Genomic DNA, 18,356 nt, shown 5'->3' on the forward strand with positions numbered 1-18,356 from the left:
CCCGCATTTCTGCTCAATGAAAATCACGCAGGATGTTAGAGAATTTGCGAAAGAGCAAAATATCGAAGAAGAAAAAGCCTTAGCAGTCGGAATGGCGGAGAAGGCAAAGGAGTTTGTTGAAAGTGGAAGTGAAATTTATCAAGGTAATCTGACTGATGGGGTGAAGGAACATCAGGCAAATTGAGAAAATATTTTATTTTTCAGATTTCTTTAAAAAAATGTGTAATATTTTGACAATTTTTGTCGTTACTCATTAGAATATCCACAAAATAAAAGTATAAGGAAAAAACTGCGGTGAAAACATACATAAACTATCTATATTTGTGTGGTCAGAGTGCTCTTATTTTAATTTGCGTAGCCGTTTGCACTATTTCGATAATGGCTCAACAACCAACTACTTCACTTTTTCAAAAACCTGCTTGGCTTAATTGTTATGACGAGGGAAGAGAATATCCAAATAAGGAAATTGAAAGGAGAATTCTTTATGAATACGGTGCAGTTTATTTATCAACAGTTTTTGAAACCCGAAAGAATGATGAAAAAATCCCTTGTCTTTTCGGCAGTCAAGATGAAATTAAGGACTTGACAAAAAAGTTCTTAAAGGAAATGGACAAGTTTATCTTTGGGAAGTTTTATCTTCAAGCGAAAGCGAAAGCGGAACTTTTGAAAGTCTTTAAGGATTTAGGCGGAGCCAAGTTTGTTGCCAGAAATTGTAATTCAAAACCCAAAGATTGCACTAATGGCATAAACAACGATTGGTCACTTCGAGATTATCGCCAAACAATGTGTAATTGGACGAATCAAGAGGATTGTGATCGAGAAGGTCTTTTACCAATTGATGCGGAACTTGCCGTGCTTGATCCGAGTTTCGACATAGCCAAAAAATACTCTGAGCAAGCAACTAATAGACCTATGATGTTTAAATTTGCAATACCCGGAGGTTCTCAACATCATCTAGGTCTTGCAATAGATGTTAATAACGGAACGGGGAATTCAGATTCAAAAGAATGTAAGAAATCTAAAACCTGCCGAGTTTGTGGAAATAATTGTATATCCTCGCTAGAAAAACACGGCTGGTATAGAACTGTAAAATATGATCCTTATCATTTCACATTTTTAGGGTTTAGTGTTACAGAATTACCAAGCAAGGGCTTAAAACAAGTTAAATGCAAAGACAATAAATTATATTGGGTTCCTAGGGTTGAAACTTACGAAGGTTATCCAAATTGGAGGTGTGATGATGTAAGCATCCCTTAGAATGATACCACTGGAAAGTGGAGTTTTCGGCCGATGAGATAGGATAAGGAAAGGAGGCTGAGAATGAAGCGAAGCAGGTTCAGTGAAGGGCAGGTATTGGGGATATTGAAGGCGGTGGAGAGCGGTCGGAAGGTGGCTGATGTTTGTCGTGAGAATGGGATCTCGGAATCGACGTATTTCAACTGGAAGTCGAAGTATGGAGGGATGACGGCGGCGGAGATCAAGCGTCTGCGCGAGCTTGAGGAAGAGAACGCGAAGTTGAAAGCGATGTACGCGGAGATGAGTTTAGAGAATCGAGCGTTAAAGGGTCTGATCGAAAAAAAAGGCTGGTGACGGCGGAGCGTCGGGTGGCGGCGTGGTATTTGAAAACAGAGCATGAGCTTAGCGAGCGGCGTGCATGCGAGGCGGTGAGTTTGTAGAGACGGGTGTTTCGGTACGAGCCGCAGGCAAGAGACGACACGGCCCTGATCGAGGCATTGACGAGACTGGCGAGAGAGCATCCGGATCTTGGGTTCGGCAAGTTCTTCTATCTGCTCAGAGCTGAGGGCCGCGAGTGGAATCACAAGCGTGTGCACCGTGTTTATTGCGGAATGAAGCTGAACAAGCGGCGACGGCACAAGCGGCGGCTACCGTCGAGGCATCCCGAACCGCTATCGGTTCCGGAAGGTGCGAACAAGAGCTGGTCGGCCGATTTCATGAGCGACGCCCTGGGTGACGGACGCAGGTTCCGCACTTTCAACGTCATCGACGATCACAGACGCGAGGTGCTGGCGATCGAGGTCGACCTCAACCTTGGCAGCCGCAGAGTGATACGCGTGCTCGACCGGATCGCCGAAACGAGAGGGCTGCCCGAGCGGATCAGATTCGACAACGGGCCGGAGTTCACCTCGATAGCCGTCGCCGATTGGGCCGAGCAAAACGGCGTCGAACTCGAATTCATCAAGCCCGGTCGCCCGATGCAGAACGGCTTTATCGAACGATTTAACCGTACATATCGACAAGCAATTCTCGATATGTACATCTTTGAAAGTTTGGACGAAGTACGAGAACTGACGTCCCGATGGATCGACTTCTACAACCATCGCCGTCCGCATGATTCGCTCGGAGGCATGCCTCCAAGCGAATCAAACGAACCAGTTCTCCCTAACCCGAAAACTCCAGTTTAGATTGGTAACAATCAGGGGAGGTTTACAGTGGAAAAGAGAATATACTTGATTCTTCAAAAACATGGCAAAAGGAATTTATTAAGAAAGCAATAAGGATAAGACTTTAATTGCAAAGAGAAATATATGAAAAACTTGAAAGGGATTTTTAAGAAAACATTATCGATAAGCTGGTTGGGAATGGTTTTTGGTATTTTTATACTATGTAGTTTAGCGAAAGGGCAAACTGACAATTTTAATGACCGACCCTGGTTGAATGAAAAGTATCCGTTAATTGTTGATATTTCCAGTCAAAAGGATGTCACCAATAGTTTCCGCCAAATCAACCTAGAATCTATTTTTAAGGAAAAAAAGGTTGCAGGAATAACTGCTATGGTTTCTAGAGATTTGCATAAATATGCGTCTTTTCAAACTCATGCTGCAATCAATGCTGGGAGGATGAGGTTTGCGTCGTTTCATGTTGGAACAAGTGGCGAACCTATTCAACAAGCCAACTATTATTTAAAGGTTCGCGGTGATAAGTCCCAGCCAACTGGATTAAGAATCGAAAACACAGATAGAACGAACATGACTTTGTCAAATGCCGAAAAATTTATCAAACGAGTATTTGATGTTACTGGAAAATATCCGTTTTTGTATGTGAACAAAAAGGTTTTTGAAGAAATTAATAGCAAGTATGACAATACAAGTATATTTGCAAAATGTTTCTTGTGGTTTGTAGCGACAGGCGATTCGTTACCTAAATTAGATAAAAAAGTTTGGAATAAGGTCAGTTTCTGGGAGTTCGCTAATGAGGAAAATTGTCAAGTTTGTATTCAAAAGGATGCCTCAGGCAAATGCACATCGCAACAATATACAACTACTTGTCCTTACAAAATCACGGATATTAAAAGTCCCGTAAGTTTTAGTGTTTTTAATGGAACTAAAGATGAATTGCAGCAAATTTGGTTACCATCGCGACGCCCGACGTATGAGAATATGGTGGGCGATCTTGATGGCTATATTCAGAAGGCATTTGTGAAGTCTGCCAAAACACAAAGGCAATTGGTTGGGAAAAACTTCCCCTGTAATCTTGGAGATGTCTTTTTTGTAGAAGGATTTGATAAAAACGGAAAACTTGTTGAAAGATATTTAGTTAGTAATAAAGACTCAAGTTATTCAAAATCAAACAACTTCATTAAATGGGGAGCAGGTTATTTTCAAGTTTCTTACGAGCATCAGCCCGAATATAAAGAATCTAACGAAGAATCTGAAATTGATCTTAATATACTGACTATTAAATCCTTAGGCGGCGGCAAATTCAGATTCATCAATCGTTATATTTATGAAAGCAAGGAACCTGAAAAAGAACTTACGGGCAACGCTGAACTTAATCTCAGCGAATTTTTAACCCAATCCAATTGCGGTTGGAAATAGTGTCTTTAGATTTTTCTCGTGGGTATTTTTTATTGACAAACACGATGCAGATAAAATTATAGGAGAATACACGTGAATTTTTTGAATGTAATGAAAGTCGTTGTCCTCGAAAAGAGGTTTAAGAGACACTGGCTTATTTTTGCTTTCGTAATCTTATTTTGTAACCTGATCTTTGGACAAACTGATAATTTTAGTGATCGACCTTGGTTAAATGACAAATACCCTTTAATTCTTGATCCTTACGCACCAAATAAAGTTGATTTTGAAAAATTGATTACCGATAAAAGAGTAGTAGGCATTCTTCATCAAGCATCAAGAGGATTGACACACAAAGATGATAAATACAAATCACGAGCCGTAACAGCTAAAGCGAAAGGACTACTTTATGCTTCATATCATCTTGGCTTGAATGCTGACCCAATAAAGCAAGCTGATTTTTATCTTAGTGTAATTGGAGAAAATAAGTCTCAGCCAATGGCTTTAGACATTGAGGATATTGGCGGAAACAATATAAGTTTGTCTGATTCAGAACTGTTTATCAAAAGAATATTTGAAAAAACGGGTAAATATCCTTTCGTTTATGTCAATCATAAAGTTTTTACGGAAATAAGTAATAAATATGACAAAAACAGTGTTTTTGCTAAATGTCCTTTGTGGTATGCAAGATTTATTAATACATTACCGAAATTGAGCAAAAAGATTTGGGAAAAAGTGACACTTTGGCAATTTGCCAGCGAAATCAATTGTCGAGATAAGTCTAACAATTGTCCTTACAAAGTTCCTGGAACTGCAAATGATATAGACATCAATGTATTCAACGGAACTCGGGCGGAACTAAAAGAATTTTGGGCTAATCAATAAGCATTCAACTTTGAAAATTAAAAAGGTATGAGTTGCCGTTTGGTTCTCGCGTCCGAGCTGCGAGTGCTAAAGATGGTAGTTGACGGATTGATAAGGTCAAGATGCACGGCTTGAGCCGAATTTATAAAAAAAGAAATCAATCCTTAGAGCATCAGACGAAAGCAATTCGGACGATTGATAAAATTTTAGGGTCATGACTAGTTAAGTCATAGTTCTTTGACAACATTTAAGAGAATTGAGTAAAGATTTTGTTGTCTGTAATTGAATCTAAACTCACATTCTTTTAGGTGCAAGTAGAAGGTAGATTTTCGCATACCGCGGAACTTCACGAGACGGACTTTCGCATAGCCCCAGAAGCTTTCGATGCCGTTGATGTGATTGGTGCCGAGGGCGAAAACATCCTTGCTGTGGTCGATGCGGTAATGCTTTTTGTAACCAAGATCGACCAGCGAATGATAGGCACGAAAGCCGTCTGTATGGACGGTCGAAGTCTTATTCACCTTGCCTTCTAAAATAGCGTAAAGCGTTTTACGAGAGCAGTTAGGAACAATCTCGGTATAGACTTTGCCGTTTCGTTTGTAGATACCGAAAACGATCGTTTTCCCGTATGCTCCGCGTCCTCGCTTTCCGCGAACTCTTCTTGCACCAAAGTATGATTCGTCCAGCTCGACCACTCCTGAAAACGGAGATTCGCTTTCACAGAAAGCTGCCACCGACTCACGAATCTTTTTCAAATATCTGTTCACCGTGTTCCGGTTCAAACCCGTCAATTCGGTGATCTGTGATGCCGTCAGATCAAGTGAAAAATACTTCAATATCTGACGAAATTTTGCTCTCGAAATTCGAGAACGCTTTAGTATCTTGTAACTACCTGTCATTACTAGCGTTATCCTACTATAAAGGATGTTTAACTAGTCATGACCCAAATTTTATATTCGGCTAAAGCCTGTTATTATTTTAATTACAGTTCCGTCAGCTAAAGCAGACGGCAATTCATAAAATATATTTTGAAAGAATTATTTGGTCATCAAAATCTATGTCATACATCAAAGTTTGGTTACATTTTGTTTGGTCAACGAAAGACCGAAAGCCGTTTTTGAGCGATGACATCAGGCAGAAAGTTTTCCGGCATATTCGGGAAAATGCCAGAGAGAAAGGAATTTTTATTGATTTTATCAACGGCTATGTCGAGCATTGTCATTGTTTGATTTCTCTGGGTTTAGATCAGACAATCGAGAAAATAATGCAACTTATAAAAGGCGAATCGTCTTTTTGGATAAACAAAAACGGCTTGACCAAAGAAAAATTTGCTTGGCAGGATGATTATTTTGTCGTGTCGGTGAGCGAAAATGTCGTTGATAATGTCAGAGAATATATCAAGAATCAAGAGGCTCATCATCAGACAAAAAGTTTCGATGATGAGTTTGGCTCCCGGCTTTGACCACATCACTTCAGGCATCGGAGCCGCGATGATCGGCTGGTTCGGAACCGCGATGCTCTGCTACGTTACGCCGAAGGAACACCTTGGCCTGCCGAACAAACAGGACGTGAAAGAAGGCGTCATCACATACAAACTCGCTGCACACGCTGCCGACCTCGCAAAGGGCCATCCCGGCGCTCAATATCGCGACAACGCTCTGTCAAAAGCGAGGTTCGAGTTTCGTTGGGAAGATCAATTCAACCTCGGCCTCGATCCCGAAAAAGCAAAGGAATTTCACGACGAAACACTCCCCGCCGAAGGAGCCAAACTCGCACACTTCTGCTCGATGTGCGGACCGCATTTCTGCTCAATGAAGATCACGCAAGAGGTCCGCGACTTCGCCGCCAAAGAAGGCGTCTCGGAAGAAAAAGCCCTCGCCGTCGGTATGTCCGAAAAGGCGCGCGAATTCGTCGAATCCGGCTCCGAGATCTATCAAGGAAATTTGCCTGATGGGGCGGCGGGCGGCGATCATAATTGATAATTTTATACGAGGGCCATTGTTGGCCGTGCGCCTTCTCAAGGACTAAACAGACATGAATATACGATACACATTGATGGCTGCGGCGATCTTCGCTTGTTTCGTAACCGTATCCGCGGTCAACGCGCAGAATGGTCGGCTCTCGCCTAAGCCGACGCCTAAACCTACGCCAAGGGTGATGCAACCCCAGCCCCAACCGGCGGCGGCGCCACCGGCGAAAGCCGTTGAGTTTTACAACCAGGGCAAGGCGTTTTGGAAATCGTTTGATATCAGCGATGCGATCGAGGCGTTGACGAAAGCGATCGAAATTCACCCAAATTACATCGACGCTTTGAGTGAGCGTGGAACGATCTACTTCCTGACTCGCAAACATCAGCTTGCGGTCAATGATCTGGACAAAGTTTTGGCGGCTCAGCCAAACAACACCAAGATGTTGCATTATCGCGGGATGGCACTCACCGAGCTCGCCGTCAAGACCAAAGACGATGACAACGATCGAAAGACCGCCGGCGACATTGCTCAAAGGGCTTTAGCGGACCTCAGCAAAGCGATCGAGATCTCACCGAGTGAGTTTCCGTATTACAACTCTCGCGGTAAACTGCTGCTTGAGTTCTCTTTTTACAAGGAATCGATCACCGATTTCGACAAGTCGATAGCTATCAAAGCGAACGGTGTTGCCCTAGCACATCGCGGTTTAGCCAAATACTACTTGGATGATACGAACGCGATCGACGACCTGAACCAAGCCGTCAAGATCGCTCCTGATTATCCCGATGCGTTTTACATTCGCGGAACGGTCCATCGTGATAACGGCAAGCTGAGAGACGCTTTGCTCGATCTTGACGAGGCGATCAGACTCGCAAAATACAACGAGAAATATTTCAACACACGCGGAATGCTCTATTTTCGTCTGCAGGACGGCTATATGGCGGTTGCGGATTTTACAAATGCGATCAAGGAAAAGCCCGACTACGCGACGGCGTATTTTAACCGGGCAGTTACTTACAAGAGATTTCCTTACAGCGTCAGCACCGATGGCAACGCGATCGACAAAATTCGCCTTCAGCACACGAAAATGCTCGAAGACCTGAGTGCGGCTATTAGATACAAACCGAATTTTGACGCGGCGCTGGTTGAACGCGGCCTGATATATTCGACCGATATGCGCAACAAATCGACACCGGATGCCGAAACGATCCAACGATTGAAACTCGCACTTTCCGATTTTGAACAAGCGATCAAACACAACCCGAAAAATGCCGATGCCTACAACGGCAGAGCAAGCGTAAACGATGACCTCGGAAAAAAGGACCTCGCCCTCGCCGATTACACCAAAGCCATCGCCCTAGACCCGACGCTCGCAACCGCCTACATGGGCCGCATGGCCATCTACTGCGAGCAAGGTAAAAAAGACCTCTCGATTGCCGACGAAAAAAAGGTCCGAGAACTCGGCCTCGCTGTGATCAACGTCTGCAACCTCGGCGGTAAATAGTATGAAAAGAGCTTTATACATTTTTGCCATACTCATTCTATTGGCCGCTGAGCAAATTTTCGCTCAGACCAAGGCTGAACTGAAACAGCAGATCAAGCAGATCGTTGCGGGGAAGAATGCGACCGTCGGGGTTTCGATCGTAGGTCCCGACGGAGAGGAAAGGGTTTCGCTGAACGGCGGGAAGCGTTTCCCGATGCAGAGCGTTTTTAAGTTTCACATCGGCGTGTTTATGCTGTCCGAGATCGATAAGGGAAAGTTCTCGCTCGATCAGAAGATCGAGATCAAGAAAGAGAACCTTCTGCCCGGGCTTTACTCACCGATCAGAGAAAAGTATCCCGAAGGCGTAACGCTGACGATCGGCGAGATATTGGAATACACCGTCTCGCAGAGCGATAACGTCGGTTGCGACGTTCTGCTAAGGCTTCTCGGCGGGCCGCAGGCGGTTGAAAAATTCTTTATGAAAAATGGCTTCAAGAACGTTTCGATAAAGATCAACGAAGAAGTGATGCAGAACGATTGGGACCGGCAGTTCGAGAATTGGACAACCCCGAAAGCCGCCACAAAGGCCCTAGAAGCATTCTATTTCAACCGGACGGGTCTGCTTTCGCAAAAGAGTTACGACTTTATTTGGCGCGTAATGCGCGAGACCTCGACGGGCAAAAACAGATTGAAAGGACAGTTGCCGGCCGGAACTGTCGTCGCACACAAGACAGGCTGGTCGGGGACGAACAAAACCACCGGAATAACCGCCGCCGTCAATGACATCGGTGTCGTCTTTTTGCCAAACGGTGAACACTTTTTTATCAGCGTTTTCGTTACCGATTCGCGCGAAAACGATGATGCGAACGAAAAGATAATTGCCGACATCGCCAAAGCCGCATGGGATCATTTCTCGCCCGCAACGAAGTAGCTCTTCTGACAGCGGTCTTTAATAGGGCGGCCGGTTTCGCTTAGCGTAACGTCGCCGACCGCTCAAAATAACCTAACAGCAGGCTTCGGCGACGCAACAGGTGCGGGCCTTTTCGCCATAGACCGTGATGCTGACGATGCCGACGGTTCCCTTTTTCAGATCGGCGAGGGCTTCGGCGGAAAGGTACTTTTCGAGAATGTCGTCGGGTATCTCGATCGCGCGTTCTTTCTGGATCGTCACTCCCGAGAAGCCTGCGGCCGAGATCGCCTCAAGATACTCATCCTTCTGCATCGCACCGGCGACGCATCCCGCGTACATCTCGGCACTTTCACGCAGGCTTTCCGGAAGGTCGCCGACTAGAACGATGTCCGAGATGCTGAAGTGCCCGCCCGGTTTCAGCACGCGAAAGATCTCCTTGAAGACCGTGTGCTTGTCCGGCACGAGATTCAGAACGCAGTTGCTGACGATGACGTCGGCCATGTCGTCCGAGACAGGCATCTTCTCGAGGTCGCCAAGACGGAATTCGACATTCGAATAGCCTAGCTTTTCAGCGTTCGCACGAGCTTTTTCGATCATCGCGGGCGTCATATCGATGCCGATGACGCGGCCATCCTCGCCCGCTTCGTGCCGAGCAATGAAGCAATCATTCCCCGCACCGCTCCCCAGGTCGATCACCGTGTCGCCCTTCTTGATCTCGGCAAATTGCGTCGGAAGCCCGCATCCGAGGCCGAGATCGGCGTCGGGAGCGTAGCCTGCAAGTGCGCTGTAATCGTCCGTCATTATGTTGTAAACCTCGGTCGAACAACTGCCGGCACCGCAGCACGATGCTTGATTTACGTCCTTCGACTGCAATGCGATCTCGCCGTATTTCTCCTTTACGGCGTCCTTTATTTCCTGTGCGTTTTTCATTGCTGAATTCTCCTTTGTCGCTAACAACATTTCTTCCTAAGTGCCTTGCTGACCCCCTCCAAAAAGCCTCGCAGCTTCGCGATCGTCCGCTCGTCAAGGCAGTAGCAGATAGCGTTTCCCTCGATCGAACCGCGTATCACGCCGGCTTCTTTCAGAGCCTTCAAATGCTGTGAGACGGTCGCCTGCGCAAGCGGCAGATGATCGACGATATCGCCGCAGATGCACTGATCGACGTCGAGCAGATACTCGACGATAGCGACTCGAGCCGGATGGCCGAGCGCCTTTGCGAGTGTCGCAATGTCATTCTGCCGCTTTGAAAAATGTTCGGTTTTTGCTGCACCCATATCGGTATATCGCGATATTACGATAGAGATAAAAGAACTGTCAAGTGATTTTTCTCGAAGCGAGTCGGCAGACTGCAAACATACAGGGTGAAAGAAATTCACCAAATAGACCACAGAATGAGCGGGCTTTGTGTCTATATCCCCGCGCGCTTTGCGGTTTGTCATTAGAGCGGTTAAAAAGGAATTACCGCGAAGGATGCGGAGTATCGGACGCGAAGGACGCAAAGGAAGAAATACAGCAACGAAGATCATGACCCTAAAACAGCTAATAGAGAGGCAGATCGAGTTCAACGAGTGGGCAAATCGGCGATATGTCGAATGGCTTTCGGCGTTGCCCGGCGAGGTGTTGACGCGTGAGTTCGAGTCGAGCTTTCCGACGATCATTGCGACGGTAAAGCACATTTTGGAAGCGCAGGCGTTCTGGTCGAGCGTGTTGACGGGATCGGGCGGCTTTGAGCGAATGGGCGGCGATCTTACGGCAGAGCAGATCTTCGACGAGCTTGTTGAGAATTCGCGGCTGCTCGTCGAATACTGTCATTCGGCGACCGAAGAAGATCTCACGAAGACGGTCAAGATCGACAATCAATGGATCAAATGCGGGTTCGAAAAGGCCGAATATGTGCAGCAGTTCGTCGCTCACGCCGCATATCATCGCGGCCAGATCGTGACGATGACGCGTGCATTTGGCATCTCAGGCGCGCCGTCCGCAGACTTCATCGTCTTTTTACTGTCGAGCGGCGTTTAGACGAACACCTTCGCACGGAGCTGCTTAAACCGCCGCGTACCGTCAATGAGTTCCGACTGCCCAATGCCCGGGTTGACAACCTCAGCAGAGACGAAAGAAATAGTTGTCTGATATAATATCCGTTCTCAGGGATGCCCTATACACCGACCGCAAGAGACACCGCAAAGACCCGGAAGCCTGCCGAGGTACATCCGGCCTCTTCGTATGATTTGAGGCGAAAAACATACTCCAAAATGGACCTTTTGGCACTCCCGGATGGCCATAGGGCATTACGTTGTCATGTCTGCCGGAAATAACGACTATCGCTGAAATTTCGAACAACTCACCCGCCGAGATCGACGCTGCAGACGCTGTGCAGCACAAGGCGGATGCGCGTCGCCGCTCTCATACTGACGGGCAGTTATATTTTCGCCGCAGGCATCTTTGCTGCCACAGCGGTAATTGGTATTCTATCTCAGCTTAGTGCCATTAAATGCGGTGTCGCGCGACTATTGAGGATGGCGGCGCGACGATGGGGTTCGTAACGCACTCGGTGTTTTCTAGCATTGGCCACCATTGCTCCTAAATTGATTTGAAGAATTATCGACCGCGATGAAAGTGAAGGCTTTAAGATGATCCGGCCACACAATGAGCCGGTATTCAAGCTATTTCGTTATGTTACGCTAATACCGACGCGTTTGCGGTTTGCTGTGATATGCGATCCGCTGTAGCCCGCGGACTTTGTTGGTTAGGTGTTAGAGCGGGTCATTTTGGGGGAGGCATTCGTGATAAGCGTTATTAGGATCGCGGGTAGATGCGGAATAATGCATTACAGACATTGTTTTTTTGTATGATTCAACTGTGCAAACATGACTAGAGATCATATTTTGGTTACCGGCGGGGCCGGTTTTATCGGGTCGCATCTTGTTGATGCGTTGGTCGAGCGCGGGCATCGCGTGCGGATATTCGATTCGCTCGTACCGCAGGTGCATGGCGACGCCGTGCCGGAGCATCTGAACAAGGACGCTGAGTTCATACGCGGCGACGTGTGCGATGCTGAGGCGGTTAGGCGAGCGTTGGACGGCATTGATGTCGTGTATCATCAGGCGGCGGAGGTCGGCGTCGGCCAATCGATGTATGAGATCGTTCGTTATGTAAAGGCGAACGACCTCGGCACGGCGGTGCTCCTCGAAGAGATAGTAAAGCGGAAGGGGCAGTTCAGGAAGATCATTGTCGCATCTTCGATGTCGATCTACGGCGAGGGTGCGTACCGCAATTCGCGTACGGGCGAGGCGGCGTATCCGCAGCTTCGCGGCGATGCACAGCTTGCATCGCATGACTGGGAGCTGCGCGACGGCGGCGATGTGCTTGAACCCGTCGGGACGGCCGAGTCGAAACCGCTTTTCCCGACATCGGTTTATGCGGTGTCAAAGCAGGATCAGGAGCAGTATTGCCTGGCGGTAGGGCGTGCTTACAAGATACCGACGGTCGCGTTCCGCTACTTTAACGTTTACGGCACGCGGCAGGCATTGTCGAACCCATACACCGGAGTTTGTGCTATCTTTTCTTCGAGGCTGATGAACGGCCAGCGTCCGGTAATATTTGAGGACGGCGGGCAGACACGCGACTTCGTGCATGTGAGCGACATCGTTCGGGCAAATCTGCTCGCACTCGAAACCGATCGCGGCGATTATGAAGCAATAAATGTCGGCACCGGCCGCGCAACTTCGGTAGCCGATATCGCAAGGCTTCTGGCAAAGGGCCTCGGCAAGGATATCGAGCCGGAGATCGTCGGCAAATACCGCGAGGGCGACATACGCCATTGCGTCGCCGATATCGCAAAGGCACGCACGCTGCTCGGCTACGAGCCGAATGTTACTCTCGAAGCCGGACTTGCGGAACTGCTCGAGTGGGTCGCCGGACAAAGGCCTGACGACCGCGTGGATGCCGCAACCGCCGAACTCGCATCGCTCGGGCTGGTAAAGTGAACCGTTCTCGGCCGGCAGACATTAATGAATAGACTTATCGCCGTTGCATGTTTTGCCATGGGTGTCGCCTATTGTTTTTTGGCGATGCCGGACGGCGCTCTTGCGGCGATTGCCGCTGCGGCGGGTGCGGTATGCGTAATTGCCGTTATAAACCGCGTCGATCTCGACACCAGGTTCCTCATCAACCTTTTCCTGTTAGCATTGCTGGCGCGGCTTGCACTTGCCGCGGTCATTTATAACTTTGAGTTGTTCGATTTTTTCGGGCCGGATGCACGCGGCTACGAGAATATCGGTCTGCTCATCGCCAAAGTTTGGAACGGCACGGGAAACAGCACCGATCCGACGGTGATCGATGCGATGAGGCTGAATGGCGCGGGCTGGGGTATGAACTATTTCTCAGCGATACTATATTGGCTGACAGGAAGCAACCTTTTTATCGGGCAGGCTGTGTCCTCTGTTCTGGGGGCGGCAACCGTGCCGCTGTCGTACTATTGCACATGGCAGATCTATGGAAATAAGCGTGCGTCAAGGATAGCGGCAGCTCTGATAGCCTTTTTCCCATCTTTTATTATTTGGTCGGCACAGTTCCTGAAGGATGCCCCGATACTGTTCTTTCTCGTGCTGGCGATGACGCTGGTTTTGACGCTTCAAAAGAAGCTGTCCTTTTGGGGTGTCGCAGTGCTTATCTTGTCCTTGGTAGCGATCCTATCGCTCCGGTTCTACATATTCTATCTTGTCACAGCCGCGGTCGGGGTTGGCTTCTTTGTCGGAACCGTCTCAAAGCGCGGTGCATTAACTCGAAGACTCGTGATCGTTAGCGTTCTCGTTGGTGCTCTGGCGTCTCTCGGGTTGATCCGGATCGCATCGGCTGACCTATTGCGTTTCGGGTCGCTGGAAAGGATCGAAGTGAGCCGTAAGTACGCCGCAAGTGTTGCCGGTTCCGGTTATGAGACTAGAGGTGTGAATTCCGCATCGCTTAGTGGCGTGATCTCAATATTACCGGTAGGGCTTGCGTATCTTTTCTTAGCACCATTTCCATGGGAGGTAACCAATTTTCGACAGGCTGCAACCCTTCCCGAAATGGTCGTCTGGTGGGCAATGCTGCCGCTTGTGGTAATAGGCCTCCTCTATACTATCCGGCACCGTTTTCGCGCGGCGATCCCGATATTCGTCTTTTCACTGATACTTACGGTGCTTTATGCTCTGTATCAAGGAAATGTAGGCACCGCTTACCGCCAGCGGACGCAGATACAGGTATTCTTGATGTATTTCGTAGCGGTCGGTGTTGTGCTTCAGATGGAAAAACGCGATGATCGAAAGCTTGTCGAACGGCGATATCGCTCACAGCAAATACTGTCGCGCCATGGAGAAATTGAAAGATAGATGTGCGGGATAGTCGGGTTTGTAAATAGGGAAGCGGCGGCGCGGCGTGAAGTTGTCGAGGCGATGAATGAGCGCATCATCCATCGCGGGCCTGACGACGACGGCTTTTACGTGAATGGCAGTGTTGCTCTCGCGATGCGGCGATTGTCGATCATAGACCTAGCGGGCGGCAAACAGCCGATATCGAACAAGGACAAGACAAAATGGATCGTCTTTAACGGCGAAATATACAATTACCGCGAGCTTCGCAAAGAGATGGAGGAACGCGGCCACCGTTTTGAAACGCATTCCGACACCGAGGTGATCGTAAAGCTCTACGACGAGCTTGGCCCCGACAGCCTTCAGCAGCTGCGCGGTATGTTCGCCATCGCGATATGGGATGAAAATGACCGCTCGCTCTTTCTCGCACGCGACCGCGTCGGCAAGAAGCCGCTGCTTTACTCGCATCAGCCCGACGGCAGCCTGATCTTCGGCTCAGAGTTCCGGGCGTTGCTAAAGCATCCTTCGGTTTCGCGTGAGGTCGATAACGACGCGATCGACAGCTATATGTCGTTCATGTGCATACCGGCGCCGCAGACGGCGTTCAAGTCGATACGCAAGCTCGAGCCGGGGCATTGGATGCGTTGGAAGGACGGCCGCATCGAGACGCACCGCTATTGGCTGCCCGACTTTACAAAAAAGATAAAGATCAGCGAACGCGACGCGATGGATGAGACGATACGGATCATTCGCGAGGCCGTAAAGCTGCGTATGATCTCGGACGTGCCGCTTGGCGCGTTCCTTTCCGGCGGCGTCGATTCCTCGACCGTCGTGGCGATCATGGCCGAGGAGAGTTCGGTGCCGGTCAAGACGTTCTCGATCGGCTTTGAGGACGAGGATTTCAGCGAGCTAAAGTACGCAAAGCGTGTCGCCGAGCATGTCGGTGCCGAGTACAATGAGTTCATCGTGCGGCCCGACGCGGCGGCGGTAATACCGCTCTTGGTCGATCATTACGGCGAGCCGTATGCCGACTCATCCGCGCTGCCGAGCTATTACGTTTCGCGTGAGACGCGCCGGCATGTAACGGTCGCGCTGAACGGCGACGGCGGCGATGAGAGCTTTGCGGGCTACGATCGGTATATGGCCATGCAGCTCGCCGAGCTTTATCGGCGCGTGCCGCTCAGGAAACTGTTGTTCGAGCCGCTGGTGAACGCACTTCCGTCGTCCGAAGAAAAGAAAACGCTCATCCGCGATGCGCAGCGATTCTTGGTCTCGGCAAATCTTGGCCGTGCCGAACGTTATTTTCATTGGATGTCGGTATTCAAACAGCGGGTCAAGGATCGGCTTTACACTGCGGATTTCAAGCAACAGGTCGCCGCTAACAGGCCGCGGCATTTCCTAGATCAATGGTACGAAAAGGCAGGCGGTGCAGGACTTCTTGATTCGACGCTTTTGACCGACCAGATGACGTATCTGCCGAACGATCTTCTGGTCAAGGTCGATATTGTTTCGATGGCGAATTCGCTCGAGGGGCGTTCGCCGCTGCTCGATCACAAGCTTATCGAGTTTGCGGCAAGCCTGCCCGAGCATTTGAAGGTCAACAAATTCCGCACCAAATATCTATTGAAAAAGATCGCGGCACGTTTTGTCCCGAGGGAGGTCGTTTACCGGCGGAAGATGGGCTTTGGCGTCCCGATCGGCCGTTGGTTTCGCAAGGACCTCAAGGATATGGCATATTCGACTCTGCTGAGCGACAAGGCTACCGGACGCGGCATCTTTGAGCGCGCCGAGGTCAAGCGGATGCTCGATCGGCACGTCTCTTTCGAAGAGGATGCATCACATCAGATCTGGACGCTGCTTATGCTCGAAATGTGGTTCCGGAGATTTATAGACAAGGATTAATTTATGAAAGGAGTAGTACTTGCGGGCGGGCTTGGCACGCGTTTGAGCCCGCTGACACGCATCACGAACAAGCACCTTCTGCCGGTCTTTAACGAGCCGATGATCTACTATCCGATCAAGACGCTCATTAACGCCGGCATCGAGGACATAATGATCGTTACGGGCGGCAACTCGGCGGGCGACTTTCTGCGGCTGCTGCGCAACGGCAAGGACTTTGGCCTTAAGGATCTTAATTACACCTATCAGGACGGTGAAGGCGGCATTGCCGATGCGTTGTCGCTCGTCGAGCACTTCGCCGACAACGGGCCTGTATGCGTCGTGCTGGGCGACAATATTATCGAGAAGAATATTCGCGCCGCTGCCGATGCCTATCGCGAGCAGGGCGGCGGAGCAAAGATCTTGCTAAAGAAAGTGCCCGACCCGCAGCGGTTCGGCGTGCCGGAACTGGATGGGTCGCGCGTCGTTCGGATCGACGAAAAACCGAGCGAGCCGAGATCGGACTTCGCGGTGATAGGCGTCTATTTTTACGACGCTTCGGTGTTCGATATCATCAAAACGCTGAAACCTTCGGGGCGCGGCGAACTAGAGATAACTGACGTAAATAATCACTACATCGAACGCGGCGAAATGACATGGGACGAGCTCGACGGCTGGTGGACCGATGCCGGCACATTCGACAGCCTCCTGCTCGCATCAAAACTCGTCGCCAAAGACGGCGCGAACAAGCTGTAACCGCAGCCTCGCCGCCAAAAAAAGGATAGACTGCCGCTAGTAACGAATGTGAGTGCTCGTTGTTGTTGAACGCCCGCCGGCATTCGATCACGACCCGGGCTTCCCACATTGACGAGAAGTACCTTTGGCTCAGGGGTTCATCGCGAAGTTTGCGGTTAAAGCTCTCACATTCTCTGCTCCGCCGCGGCTGCTGAACAAACACAAAAAAAAGGAAAAATAAGAGACTTTTTGCCTAAAAACTTGACGGACTCAGTCCCGAGCGCAGCATTTGTCAAAACCGGCGGACGATCGGCTATGGCAGCGTGACGGAGATCGTCGAACAGCGTTCCGTGTCAGCCGCCGATAAAGCTCATTGAGCGTGCGGGCTGCACGAACTCTTCTTCGTCGATCAGGTGGCGTTCTTCTTTTTGGTGAACGACGCCGCGTATGAATTTTGCGATTTCTTCACGATCCGCACCGCTGCGGATAGCGCCGCGCAGATCGTGTTCGACGGTCGAAAAGAGGCAGGTTCTGATCTGGCCGTCCGCAGTCAGCCGTATCCGTGAACACGCCCCGCAAAACGAATCGGTAACGGGTGCAATGATGCCGATCTCGCCTGCGGCACCATCCGCAAAGCGGTAATTCCACGCCGTGCTTCGGCCTCGGGCCTTTGTCAGTTCGAGCGGGAATACGGCATCGATCGCATCGTGTATCTCGCGGCCCGACACGACCATCGTGCGGTCCCATTCCCGGCCTGAATCGAGCGGCATATATTCGATAAAGCGGAAGCTGATGCCCTTTTCGCGTGCAAAACGCGCCATATCAACAACTTCGTCCTCATTACGCCCTCGAACAACTACGGCATTCAGCTTTATCGTCTCAAAGCCGGCATCTCGTGCGACATCTATCGAATTAAGCACCTTATCGAGTGCGTCAACGCCCGTGATCTCGGTGAAACGCTTCGGGTCGAGGCTGTCGAGGCTGATCGTAATGCGGTCAAGCCCCGCAGCCTTTAGGGCATCGACATGACGCGGCAGTTCGTATCCGTTCGTCGTAAGTGCAATGTCCTTCAGGTCAGGCTTTAGCGCCGCAAGGCTTGCCACGAGCGACGTAATGCCGCGACGCAGAAGCGGTTCGCCGCCGGTGAGACGTATCTTCTCAATACCGAGCGAGACGAATATCTCGGCCGCCTGTGCCAACTCCTCGATGCTTAGAATCTTGTCCTTGTGTGCCAGTGAGGGTTCGCCGTTCGGCAGGCAATAGAAACAACGGAAGTTGCAGCGGTCGGTGAGTGACAGCCGTAAACTGCGTATCGTCCTGCCGTATGAATCACGCAACGCCATGTCTAAATGATATCGC

General features: G+C 49.5%; 16 protein-coding genes and 2 pseudogenes. 14 read left to right on the top strand and 4 right to left on the bottom strand.

The window, feature by feature from the left end; translation table 11 throughout:
* The 5 genes and pseudogenes from HS105_00005 to HS105_00025 form a co-directional block, all read left to right on the top strand.
* Nucleotides 1-184: hypothetical protein (locus HS105_00005; GenBank protein MBE7514988.1), on the top strand; the 184-nt coding region annotated here is incomplete at its 5' end.
* 194 nt (nt 185-378) lie between these two features.
* A complete protein-coding gene (locus HS105_00010; GenBank protein MBE7514989.1) occupies nt 379-1,257 on the top strand; it encodes a D-alanyl-D-alanine carboxypeptidase family protein in 879 nt (292 codons plus the stop codon).
* 63 nt (nt 1,258-1,320) lie between these two features.
* Nucleotides 1,321-2,423, top strand: a pseudogene (locus HS105_00015) (IS3 family transposase).
* 123 nt (nt 2,424-2,546) lie between these two features.
* Nucleotides 2,547-3,836, top strand: coding sequence for a hypothetical protein (locus tag HS105_00020; protein MBE7514990.1), 1,290 nt, complete (start codon nt 2,547-2,549; stop codon nt 3,834-3,836).
* Between the two features lie 90 nt (nt 3,837-3,926).
* Entirely contained in the window at nt 3,927-4,697 is a 771-nt protein-coding gene (locus HS105_00025; protein ID MBE7514991.1) for a glycoside hydrolase family 25 protein, read from the top strand.
* A 206-nt stretch (nt 4,698-4,903) separates the two neighbouring features.
* On the opposite strand, the gene HS105_00030 is transcribed toward HS105_00025, so the two are convergent.
* Nucleotides 4,904-5,575, bottom strand: a complete 672-nt coding sequence (locus HS105_00030) for an IS1595 family transposase (protein ID MBE7514992.1) — start codon at nt 5,573-5,575, stop codon at nt 4,904-4,906.
* Nucleotides 5,576-5,733: 158 nt separating this feature from the next.
* On the opposite strand from HS105_00030, the gene tnpA reads away from it, so the two are divergent.
* The 4 genes and pseudogenes from tnpA (at nt 5,734) to bla (ending at nt 9,057) form a co-directional block, all read left to right on the top strand.
* Entirely contained in the window at nt 5,734-6,138 is a 405-nt protein-coding gene (tnpA, locus tag HS105_00035; GenBank protein MBE7514993.1) for an IS200/IS605 family transposase, read from the top strand.
* Nucleotides 6,125-6,655, top strand: a pseudogene (locus tag HS105_00040) (phosphomethylpyrimidine synthase ThiC). The gene tnpA and the pseudogene HS105_00040 overlap by 14 nt, the downstream one beginning before the upstream one ends.
* 55 nt (nt 6,656-6,710) lie before the next feature.
* Nucleotides 6,711-8,147 (top strand): tetratricopeptide repeat protein, encoded by a 1,437-nt coding sequence (locus HS105_00045; protein ID MBE7514994.1) that lies wholly within the window; start codon nt 6,711-6,713, stop codon nt 8,145-8,147.
* A gap of 1 nt (nt 8,148) precedes the next feature.
* On the top strand, nt 8,149-9,057 hold the full coding sequence (gene bla / locus HS105_00050) for a class A beta-lactamase, subclass A2 (GenBank protein MBE7514995.1): 909 nt from the start codon (nt 8,149-8,151) through the stop codon (nt 9,055-9,057).
* Nucleotides 9,058-9,129: 72 nt separating this feature from the next.
* Here bla and HS105_00055 read toward each other — a convergent pair whose 3' ends face one another.
* On the bottom strand, nt 9,130-9,966 hold the full coding sequence (locus HS105_00055; GenBank protein MBE7514996.1) for an arsenite methyltransferase: 837 nt from the start codon (nt 9,964-9,966) through the stop codon (nt 9,130-9,132).
* A gap of 20 nt (nt 9,967-9,986) precedes the next feature.
* Nucleotides 9,987-10,310: a winged helix-turn-helix transcriptional regulator gene (locus tag HS105_00060; protein MBE7514997.1), complete on the bottom strand. Its 324-nt coding sequence runs from the start codon at nt 10,308-10,310 to the stop codon at nt 9,987-9,989.
* Between the two features lie 250 nt (nt 10,311-10,560).
* Between HS105_00060 and HS105_00065 the strand changes: the two genes are divergently transcribed.
* From HS105_00065 to HS105_00085, 5 genes are all read left to right on the top strand, one after another.
* Entirely contained in the window at nt 10,561-11,055 is a 495-nt protein-coding gene (locus HS105_00065) for a DinB family protein (GenBank protein ID MBE7514998.1), read from the top strand.
* An 848-nt stretch (nt 11,056-11,903) separates the two neighbouring features.
* Nucleotides 11,904-13,022 (top strand): NAD-dependent epimerase/dehydratase family protein, encoded by a 1,119-nt coding sequence (locus HS105_00070; GenBank protein MBE7514999.1) that lies wholly within the window; start codon nt 11,904-11,906, stop codon nt 13,020-13,022.
* Between the two features lie 24 nt (nt 13,023-13,046).
* Nucleotides 13,047-14,405 carry a glycosyltransferase family 39 protein gene (locus HS105_00075; protein ID MBE7515000.1) on the top strand — a complete coding sequence of 453 codons (1,359 nt, stop codon included), beginning with the start codon at nt 13,047-13,049 and terminating at the stop codon, nt 14,403-14,405.
* Entirely contained in the window at nt 14,406-16,286 is a 1,881-nt protein-coding gene (gene asnB / locus HS105_00080) for an asparagine synthase (glutamine-hydrolyzing) (GenBank protein ID MBE7515001.1), read from the top strand. It abuts the gene before it with no gap.
* 3 nt (nt 16,287-16,289) lie between these two features.
* Entirely contained in the window at nt 16,290-17,018 is a 729-nt protein-coding gene (locus tag HS105_00085) for an NTP transferase domain-containing protein (protein MBE7515002.1), read from the top strand.
* Nucleotides 17,019-17,350: 332 nt separating this feature from the next.
* Here HS105_00085 and moaA read toward each other — a convergent pair whose 3' ends face one another.
* Complete coding sequence (moaA, locus tag HS105_00090) at nt 17,351-18,340, bottom strand: GTP 3',8-cyclase MoaA (protein MBE7515003.1); 990 nt, start codon at nt 18,338-18,340, stop codon at nt 17,351-17,353.
* Between the last annotated feature and the right edge of the window lie 16 nt (nt 18,341-18,356).

Origin of the sequence: Chloracidobacterium sp., assembly GCA_015075585.1 — a bacterium.
Classification (GTDB): Bacteria; Acidobacteriota; Blastocatellia; order Pyrinomonadales; family Pyrinomonadaceae; genus OLB17.

Bases quoted from the DNA above. Each gene is read 5' to 3' on its own strand.
- HS105_00085 (MBE7515002.1), top strand. From the start codon at position 16,290: ATGAAAGGAGTAGTACTTGCGGGCGGGCTTGGCACGCGTTTGAGCCCG.
- HS105_00060 (MBE7514997.1), bottom strand. From the start codon at position 10,310: ATGGGTGCAGCAAAAACCGAACATTTTTCAAAGCGGCAGAATGACATT.
- HS105_00070 (MBE7514999.1), top strand. From the start codon at position 11,904: ATGACTAGAGATCATATTTTGGTTACCGGCGGGGCCGGTTTTATCGGG.
- tnpA (MBE7514993.1), top strand. From the start codon at position 5,734: ATGTCATACATCAAAGTTTGGTTACATTTTGTTTGGTCAACGAAAGAC.
- HS105_00045 (MBE7514994.1), top strand. From the start codon at position 6,711: ATGAATATACGATACACATTGATGGCTGCGGCGATCTTCGCTTGTTTC.
- HS105_00020 (MBE7514990.1), top strand. From the start codon at position 2,547: ATGAAAAACTTGAAAGGGATTTTTAAGAAAACATTATCGATAAGCTGG.
- HS105_00075 (MBE7515000.1), top strand. From the start codon at position 13,047: ATGAATAGACTTATCGCCGTTGCATGTTTTGCCATGGGTGTCGCCTAT.
- asnB (MBE7515001.1), top strand. From the start codon at position 14,406: ATGTGCGGGATAGTCGGGTTTGTAAATAGGGAAGCGGCGGCGCGGCGT.
- HS105_00030 (MBE7514992.1), bottom strand. From the start codon at position 5,575: ATGACAGGTAGTTACAAGATACTAAAGCGTTCTCGAATTTCGAGAGCA.
- HS105_00010 (MBE7514989.1), top strand. From the start codon at position 379: ATGGCTCAACAACCAACTACTTCACTTTTTCAAAAACCTGCTTGGCTT.
- bla (MBE7514995.1), top strand. From the start codon at position 8,149: ATGAAAAGAGCTTTATACATTTTTGCCATACTCATTCTATTGGCCGCT.
- HS105_00065 (MBE7514998.1), top strand. From the start codon at position 10,561: ATGACCCTAAAACAGCTAATAGAGAGGCAGATCGAGTTCAACGAGTGG.
- HS105_00055 (MBE7514996.1), bottom strand. From the start codon at position 9,966: ATGAAAAACGCACAGGAAATAAAGGACGCCGTAAAGGAGAAATACGGC.
- HS105_00025 (MBE7514991.1), top strand. From the start codon at position 3,927: ATGAAAGTCGTTGTCCTCGAAAAGAGGTTTAAGAGACACTGGCTTATT.
- moaA (MBE7515003.1), bottom strand. From the start codon at position 18,340: ATGGCGTTGCGTGATTCATACGGCAGGACGATACGCAGTTTACGGCTG.